The sequence below is a fragment of the Fischerella muscicola PCC 7414 genome (assembly GCF_000317205.1).
GTDB classification, from domain to species: Bacteria; Cyanobacteriota; Cyanobacteriia; order Cyanobacteriales; family Nostocaceae; genus Fischerella; species Fischerella muscicola.
Genome location: NZ_AJLK01000148.1, coordinates 19636 through 27400, shown reverse-complemented (window position 1 = coordinate 27400; position 7765 = coordinate 19636). Strand labels below are relative to the sequence as shown.

General features: G+C 43.2%; 8 protein-coding genes. 3 read left to right on the top strand and 5 right to left on the bottom strand.

Going from position 1 to position 7765, the window contains the following annotated elements; genetic code table 11:
- Positions 1-59: 59 nt before the first annotated feature.
- The 3 genes from UYI_RS0122980 to tyrS all read right to left on the bottom strand — a co-directional run bounded on the left by UYI_RS0122980 (position 60) and on the right by tyrS (position 2710).
- Positions 60-746 carry a hypothetical protein gene (locus UYI_RS0122980; RefSeq protein WP_016869019.1) on the bottom strand — a complete coding sequence of 229 codons (687 nt, stop codon included), beginning with the start codon at positions 744-746 and terminating at the stop codon, positions 60-62.
- Positions 743-1462 (bottom strand): orotidine-5'-phosphate decarboxylase, encoded by a 720-nt coding sequence (gene pyrF, locus UYI_RS0122975; protein WP_016869018.1) that lies wholly within the window; start codon positions 1460-1462, stop codon positions 743-745. Before pyrF ends, UYI_RS0122980 begins: the two co-directional genes overlap by 4 nt.
- A 78-nt stretch (positions 1463-1540) precedes the next feature.
- Positions 1541-2710: a tyrosine--tRNA ligase gene (gene tyrS / locus UYI_RS0122970; RefSeq protein ID WP_016869017.1), complete on the bottom strand. Its 1170-nt coding sequence runs from the start codon at positions 2708-2710 to the stop codon at positions 1541-1543.
- Between the two features lie 176 nt (positions 2711-2886).
- Here tyrS and UYI_RS0122965 point away from each other — a divergent pair, with 176 nt between their 5' ends.
- Complete coding sequence (locus UYI_RS0122965) at positions 2887-4806, top strand: transglycosylase domain-containing protein (RefSeq protein ID WP_016869016.1); 1920 nt, start codon at positions 2887-2889, stop codon at positions 4804-4806.
- A 113-nt stretch (positions 4807-4919) separates the two neighbouring features.
- Here the strand turns inward: UYI_RS0122965 and UYI_RS0122960 are convergent, their stop codons facing one another.
- Positions 4920-5243, bottom strand: coding sequence for a DUF1825 family protein (locus tag UYI_RS0122960; protein WP_009457540.1), 324 nt, complete (start codon positions 5241-5243; stop codon positions 4920-4922).
- Between the two features lie 744 nt (positions 5244-5987).
- Between UYI_RS0122960 and UYI_RS0122955 the strand changes: the two genes are divergently transcribed.
- Together UYI_RS0122955 and UYI_RS0122950 are read left to right on the top strand one after the other, a co-directional pair.
- Positions 5988-6362, top strand: a complete 375-nt coding sequence (locus UYI_RS0122955) for an NINE protein (RefSeq protein WP_016869015.1) — start codon at positions 5988-5990, stop codon at positions 6360-6362.
- Positions 6363-6481: 119 nt separating this feature from the next.
- Complete coding sequence (locus UYI_RS0122950) at positions 6482-7024, top strand: helix-hairpin-helix domain-containing protein (protein ID WP_016869014.1); 543 nt, start codon at positions 6482-6484, stop codon at positions 7022-7024.
- Between the two features lie 155 nt (positions 7025-7179).
- Here the strand turns inward: UYI_RS0122950 and lepB are convergent, their stop codons facing one another.
- A complete protein-coding gene (lepB, locus tag UYI_RS0122945; protein WP_016869013.1) occupies positions 7180-7752 on the bottom strand; it encodes a signal peptidase I in 573 nt (190 codons plus the stop codon).
- Positions 7753-7765 lie beyond the last annotated feature (13 nt).

Here is a 7765-nt window from a genome sequence, read left to right as displayed (position 1 = left end):
CAAATTTTCTTGTTTAGGTGGATTATTATACAGTTTTTAAGGTGACGACTAGAGAAAATTTATAATTGCCCATCTCCTGCACGACAATCTCTTAACCATGTTTGAATCCCTTGGGCAACAACACCGTGACTACTATCCTGTGGTGGTGTGGGAGGATTTTGTTTAGGGTCAGAACCAGTTCGAGAAAACATCATTACCATCCACCATCCATTCTCAGCTTTTGCTAAAAATAGCCAGTGAAATTGTTGTAATTCCACAGCTTTTTTACCAATATATTGCCGCTCTAAAGTAGTAAAAAAGACTTGTTTAACATCTTTTTCAGTATATTTTAATTCTTTAGGGATTTCTCCAGTTAAATTTAGGGGCAGTGGTGCAAATTCTGGTCTACCTGCTGCTAATACATAACTAAAAATATCGGTTTTCCTGCCAAATCGGCGGGTGCGTTGAATAACACGATTGGCATAACTAGGTAAATCTTGCAAAAGCTGTGTAGTTAATATTTCTAAATTTGGTTCTGAACAAAAAGATTTCTCCCTGCTTGTTGGTGAAGAGGTAGGATTTTGCGCAAATGCTTGGTAATTAAGGAAATTTGAGGTGAACAACCAGAAGCTACAAGCTGCAAGCCACAAGCAATAAATAGACTTCTTACAGAAAAGGTTAAAGGGTAAAGGATTGGTATTTTTCCCTTTCTCCTTACCCTGTAATCTTTCCCCAACTCTTTGAGTTTTTTTAGCTTGGGACTTCATGCCACTGTTGCTAACTCCTCGCAAATTTTTTTCCAGGCTAACTCAGGTTCAGCAGCAGCAGTGACGGGACGCCCAATCACAAGGTAATTTGCCCCTGCTTGTAGTGCCTGGCTGGGGGTAAGCGATCGCTTTTGATCTCCTTTTTCTGCCCAAGTGGGACGTACCCCCGGACAAACTAGTAAAAACTCATTTCCACAACTATCCCGCAGTTGTGCCACCTCTTGGGGCGAACAAACTGCCCCGTCTAACCCTGCCTCTTGCGCCATCAGTGCCATTTCTAAAACATATTCTGGCAATTCTAGAGGAATTTTTAAATCAAATGCCAACTGTCGGGAAGAAATACTAGTTAAAACTGTAATGGCAATCAGTTTAGGTGGTTCCACACCAGCTTGTGCTGCCCCTGTTTGCACTGCCTCTGTTGCTGCTTTGAGGGCATCTCTACCAGCTGTAGCGTGAATTGTCAGCAAGTCAACGCCGTAACTTGCTGCCGCCCGACAAGCACCAGCAACGGTATTAGGGATGTCATGAAATTTCAAATCTAGGAAAATCCGTTTTTGCCGGGATTTTAACTCCTGGAGAATTTGCGGCCCTGTACTTGTAAACAACTCTAAACCAACTTTCCAGAAGCTAACTTGTGGCAATTTTTCCATCAAAGCGATCGCATCTGTTATGTTTGCCACATCTAAGGGAATAATAATTTTTTCATTCGTGTTCATTTTTGATTAGTTGTTGGTTGTTAGTTGTTTATTGTTTGGTATCTTAACAACCAACAAGCAACAAACAACAATGAACTATTAGGGTACAAGTCTGACAAACTTATTTTTCCCGAGTTGCAAAACCCGTCCGTACAATTCACCAGCGGCTTGGAAAGCAGTTTCTACATCGGTGATGCGATCGCCATCTAGTCGCACGCCACCCTCTTGAATTTTCCGCTTTCCTTCTCCACTGCTTTTGCATAAGCCACTAGCATTAAGAATATAGGATAATTTTGCCGGAAATTCTACTTTAGATAGAGAAAATTCGGGTAGATCTCCTGCTTCAATGTTATCCACGGCATTCTGTCCGTGATACTGCCGGACTATTTCTTGCGCGAGTAGTTTTTGGCGATCGCGTGGATTTTCTGGTAGTTTGTCTAGAGGTAAATCTGTCAACAGTTCAAAATAATCTTTGAGCAGGTGGTCTGGAATACCTTGCAATTTTTGATACTTTTGACTTGGATGCTCTCGTAATCCTACGTAGTTACCTAAAGACTTAGACATTTTTTGCACGCCATCCGTGCCAAGTAAAAGCGGCAGTAGTAAACCAAACTGGGGCTTCTGTCCAAAATGACGCTGTAAATCTCGTCCTACAGCTATGTTAAATTTCTGGTCAGTACCACCCAACTCCACATCAGCTTCCACAGCCACAGAATCAAAACCCTGCATTAACGGATAGAGGAACTCATGTAGAAAAATAGGATTCTCTTTTTTATAACGTTCAGCAAACCCTTCTTTCGCTAGCATTTGCCCCACTGTCATGGTTGAGAGTAACTCTTGAATTTTTCCTAAGTCCAGCTTGGAAAGCCATTCGGAGTTATATCGCACCTCTAGCCTTCCGGGTGTGTCAAAATCTAATATAGGTCGCACTTGATCAAGATAAGTCTGGGCATTTGCTTCGACTTCTTGTTGTGTAAGTTGGCGACGTACATCTGACTTACCCGTAGGATCGCCAATCCGTGCTGTGAAATCACCAATGATCAACACTGCTGTATGACCAGCATCTTGAAAAGCTCGCAGTTTTCTTATAGGTATGCTATGACCAAGATGAATATCCGCGCCTGTTGCGTCAATGCCCAATTTTATCCGCAAAGGTCGATCGGTTGTGGCTAAAAGCTTTTCCAAACTATCAGATTCGCTGTCCGAATCAGTTGGTTGTGGAAAAATTTCGACAACGCCACGACGTAACCAAGAAAAATTCTGCGCCATACTATGAGGATATTGACTGTTATCTGTACTTTGCAATATGGAAGTTGGGTAGGTTATAGTCACTAGCAATGCTTCCGTTCTTTTATCTGCCAGACTAATATAATTGCAAAAAATTAATCGTTTTGCTGGGCTGAAGAAATTATAGTTATATTTACAAGTGAGGAAGTGAGAACGCCGTGTCGTCTAGGACTTTTGAAGATAAGCAATCCCAAGGTAGCCCTTCATCTGGCGTTGAGTTTTTGAAAGGAGTCGGTCAGGTAGCTGGCGGTACTCTGCTATCAATTACAATGCTAGCGAGTTCCATTGTAGCGGGAGGATTAGTTGGTTTAGCCATCAGTTTCCGAAACTTGCCTGATGTCAGACAGCTACGTAATTTTTTCCCTTCAGAAACAACCTATATTTATGACATCAAGGGCAAGTTATTAGCAAGTATCCACGGTGAAGCGAATCGAGAGGTTGTACCACTAGATAAAATTTCCCCCCACCTCAAGCGTGCAGTACTAGCAAGTGAAGACGCTGACTTTTACTTTCACCACGGTATTAACCCCAAAGGTGTGGGGCGTGCTGTTGTTACCAACTGGGTAGCTGGTGGGGTGCGTGAGGGTGGTTCTACGATCACCATGCAACTGGTGAAAAACCTGTTTTTGTCGCGTAGACGTGAATTTACCCGTAAAATCGCAGAAGCAGTATTAGCAATTCGTCTAGAACAAATACTTACAAAAGACCAAGTTTTAGAAATGTACCTCAATCAAGTATATTGGGGTCACAATAACTACGGTGTACAAACGGCGGCGCGCAGTTATTTTAATAAGTCAGCAGAGTACTTAACTCTAGGTGAGTCGGCAATGATGGCGGGTTTAATCCAAGCACCAGAAGAGTATAGCCCGTTTGTCAGTATGGAAAAAGCTAAATACCAGCAGAAGGAAGTTTTGGGACGAATGCTGACTTTGGGCTGGATCACTCAAAAAGAATACGATGACGCTTTAAAAGAAAAAATCAAACTAGGTAGAATTCGATCATTCCAAGGTAGTGCCTTGCCTTATGTAACCAACGCCGTATCTCAAGAACTAGCAAGGAAATTTGGTCGTGAAGCTTTGTTAAAAGGCGGAATGCGGGTACAAACCACCGTTGATGCCAAGTTTCAAGCAATGGCAGAGGATACCGTCAGTAAGTGGCACAAAAGGTTACTTGGGCAAGGGTTATCTAAGAACCAAATTGCCTTGGTGGCAATTGATCCTCGCACCCATTACGTAAAAGCCTTGGTGGGAGGTGTAGACTCTAAAACGAGTGAATTTAACCGCGCAACCCAAGCTTATCGTCAACCAGGATCTGCCTTTAAACCCTTTGTTTACTATGCCGCTTTTGCTACTGGCAGATATCATCCAGAGACGATAGTGTATGATACTCCAGTTAGCTACCGAGATGGTAGTGGTTGGTATAGCCCCCGCAACTACGACGGCGGTTATGGTGGAGCTATGTCAATCCGCACTGCTTTGAAGTTATCTCGTAATGTCCCCGTGATCAAGATAGGTAAGGCTATTGGCATGAACAAAGTTGTTGAGACATGCCGTACCTTGGGAATTATGAGTCCTATGGAACCAGTGACTTCTTTACCCCTTGGGGCAATTGGGGTGACGCCTTTGGAAATGGCTGGTGCTTATGCTACCTTTGCCAATTATGGCTGGCAGTCACCAACAACAGTAATTGTCCGAGTTACCGATAGTAGCGGTAATGTGTTGCTAGATAATACTCCCAAGCCTCAACAAGTTCTAGAACCCTGGGCAGCAGCAGCAGTTATTAATGTAATGCAATCAGTAATTACTGATGGTACTGGTAAAAATGCGGCTATTGGCCGTCCAGCCGCTGGTAAGACGGGAACAACTTCTTCAGAAAAAGATATTTGGTTTGTCGGCACTGTACCCCAGCTGACAACTGCTGTTTGGGTGGGTAGAGACGACAATAGACAATTAGCGACTGGTGCTACAGGCGGTACTATGGTAGCTCCCATCTGGCGAGACTTTATGCTGAAAGCACTTAAGAATCAACCAGTAGAGTACTTCAAGCCACCATCTAAGTTTCCTCGTCCTAAAAAGTAGGGACTAGCAGCTAGAAATTGGGGATTAGGGACAAGTTAATTAAAAATTAGAAATTAAAATTTTTTAATTTTGCATTTTTTGTTTTTCGTTTTCTAGCCTCTAGTCCCTAGCCTCTAGTTCTGTTTTTCCAGTTCTGCTTTCATCCGTTCTAGGGTGATATGCATTTGATCAAACATTTGTTGTGGTGTGACGCCAAACTGACTGAGCTGAGTTTTCAGCTGCTGAATAGTCATTTGCGCCATAAAATCTTCAGACAGCTCGAATCGCTTCATAAAGACGCGATAACGCTCCATCATCGCTTCCATTTGCTCAATAAACAGCTTCTTACCCTCGCGATCAAACTTGCCGTAATTGCTGCCAAGTTTGATCAGCGCTTGATAATCTTCAAACAGCTGCTTTGCTTCTTGCTGAACTATCTCAGAGTCAAAGAATCCCATGTTGCTTCTGTACCCTATGAGTACTGATGATCAGTAGCTCACTTTGTCTTAAACTTTTGCCTCTAGGTCTATTTTAGTCTAGGGAACTAACCTAGAAAATAAGCTTCGGTTAAAGTACGGTTTTTTACCGAAATATCAACACTTGACGAATTAGCTGGTCAATTGTCAATTGTCATTTGTTGCTGGTTGGTGGTTGGTGGTGAGTCAGCGCGCCCCAAGGGGGGTCCCTCCCCCAACCCCAAAGGGGGCCCCTAGCCTCCAATCCCCAACGCCAGGTGCTTTATGCCGGGAAACCCGTCCACCGCACTGGCTCCTCCCTGTCGGTCGTGGGGGCCGGTGAGTCCCCCATGAGCGACTGACGAACCCGAAGGGTTGGTGGTTGGTGGTGAGTCCAGCCCCCAAAAAGGCGGTTCCCGTCACGTAGACACGTAGACGCGTAGACGCGTAGACGCGAAGCGGCTTCCGCAGGTAGCGGCTTCCGCAGGTAGCGGCTTAAGGCAGGGTAGTGGCTTAAGGTAAGGGTAGGGTTGGTTGTTGGTTGTTGTTAACGATGCCCAATTACCAATTACCAATTACCCATTACCCATTACCCATTACCCATTACCAATCCTCAGCTTCAATACAATAAATATTTAGAGGTTTGAAGTTAGATAGCAGCAATGCTCATTTTATCAAGGGTCTTTGCTAATATGGCTGTCTTGCGCTCAAAAGTATGGTAGTGGTTGCTTGGATGAGGAAACAAAGATGTTGACTAAGCGAAAAAGCCGAAGTGTTGCTGCAATTTTAGCGTTTGCTGGTACGTTAACAATTTCTGGTTTACATAAGTTTTATTTGGGACAGCCGTTGTGGGGCGTTTTATATGTGCTGCTGTCGTGGACGCCGATTCCCAAGGTAGCAAGTGCCATTGAAGGGGTTTGGTATTTAGCTCAAGATGAAGAAGCTTTTGATCAGAATTTTAATCAAGGTAAGTCTGTAGTTCGTTCTGTACACTCAGGAGCAATTCAAGTCGGGGCGGTTGCAGATGCTTTGCGTGAGTTAGATGCTTTACGTCAAGATGGATTGATTTCTGAGTATGAATTTGAACAAAAACGCCGTCAATTGCTCGATCAAATTTCTTAATTTGTTAGTGGTTGTACCAGACGTGCCATGGCACGTCTGTACATTGGTTAGTAGTTGTTGGGCAATTTTAACTACTAACCACTATCTACTATCCACTAACCACTATCCACAAAAATGTCATGAACCAAAACAGGTTGCCATTTACACTTAACTCTAGATTGCAAAAACTACGTTCTCAACTGCTTAATGACCCCTTCTACAGATTTCAGTCCATAGAAGAAATCGCGATCGCTGTATCTTTGGGTATACGTATAGACGTCAACCAGGCGACTGTAGATGATTGGTTGCGCCTACCAGGGTTGTCTATTCATCAGGCGCGATCGCTTGTAGAACTATCACGTACTGGTGTTAAATTCTACTGTGTAGAGGATTTAGCAGCTGCTTTAAGTATATCGGTACAGCGACTCAAGCCTTTAGAGGCGATTTTAAATTTTAGTTATTATGATGACGAATCTGTAGATAATATTACTTATACAATTAATCCTAATACAGCAACAGTTGAGAGTTTAGCAAAAATACCATTTATAGACTCATCCATAGCTCAAGCAGTCGTTGACAATCGCCAATCAGCTGGGCCCTATCGAAACTTAGTAGATTTCCAGCGACGCTTGAATCTCTCTGGTGATATCCTGGCCCAGCTGATGTATTATCTCAGGTTTTAAATGTTAAAGGTTGGTTGTTGGTTGTTGATTGTTGTTTGGAAATTTTAAGAAACAAGGCAGAAGGCAGAAGACAGAATTTATTAGGTATTGGGCTTTAGAAACAGCCAACCACCAACAAACAACTACCAACAAACAACTACCAACAAACAACAAAATCAAACAAACCCAATCCGGTCAAAGGGCCAGAAGCGAAAAACTGCCCTACCGATGATATTCTGTCTAGGTAAAAAGCCCCAGTAACGGGAGTCATTACTATCGTTGCGATTATCTCCCATGACAAAAAATTCGTTTTCCGGGACTTGCACTTGTGTAAATGGCTGAATTGGTGGTTCGGCAATATAGTTTTCTTGTAGGGGTTGTCCATTAATGTAAACCCTACCATCAGTAATTCCCACTGTTTGACCTGGTTCACCGATCACACGCTTAATGAAGGCTTGGTCTTTCGGGTATCCTTTTTTTTGTAGTTGTTCCGGTGGCTGAAAAACAATGATGTCGCCCAAGTGTGGAGGGTGAAAATAGTAAGAGATTTTTTCTACCACTAAGCGATCGCCTGTATGTAGAGTTGGCACCATTGAATCTGAGGGAATGTAGCGAGGTTCAGCAATAAAAGTCCGGATTAAGAATGCCAAAACTAAGGCAATAGCTATCAAACCCAAATTTTCCCGCACACTGCGCCATACTCCTGAGGACGCAGAAGCGTCTTTTGTATTACTTTTTTGAGAGGTCATATGAAGTTAACTA

Excerpts from the sequence above, each read along its gene's own strand:
- UYI_RS0122980 (WP_016869019.1), bottom strand. The coding sequence starts at position 746 with ATGAAGTCCCAAGCTAAAAAAACTCAAAGAGTTGGGGAAAGATTACAG.
- pyrF (WP_016869018.1), bottom strand. The coding sequence starts at position 1,462 with ATGAACACGAATGAAAAAATTATTATTCCCTTAGATGTGGCAAACATA.
- tyrS (WP_016869017.1), bottom strand. The coding sequence starts at position 2,710 with ATGGCGCAGAATTTTTCTTGGTTACGTCGTGGCGTTGTCGAAATTTTT.
- UYI_RS0122960 (WP_009457540.1), bottom strand. The coding sequence starts at position 5,243 with ATGGGATTCTTTGACTCTGAGATAGTTCAGCAAGAAGCAAAGCAGCTG.
- UYI_RS0122955 (WP_016869015.1), top strand. The coding sequence starts at position 5,988 with ATGTTGACTAAGCGAAAAAGCCGAAGTGTTGCTGCAATTTTAGCGTTT.
- UYI_RS0122950 (WP_016869014.1), top strand. The coding sequence starts at position 6,482 with ATGAACCAAAACAGGTTGCCATTTACACTTAACTCTAGATTGCAAAAA.
- lepB (WP_016869013.1), bottom strand. The coding sequence starts at position 7,752 with ATGACCTCTCAAAAAAGTAATACAAAAGACGCTTCTGCGTCCTCAGGA.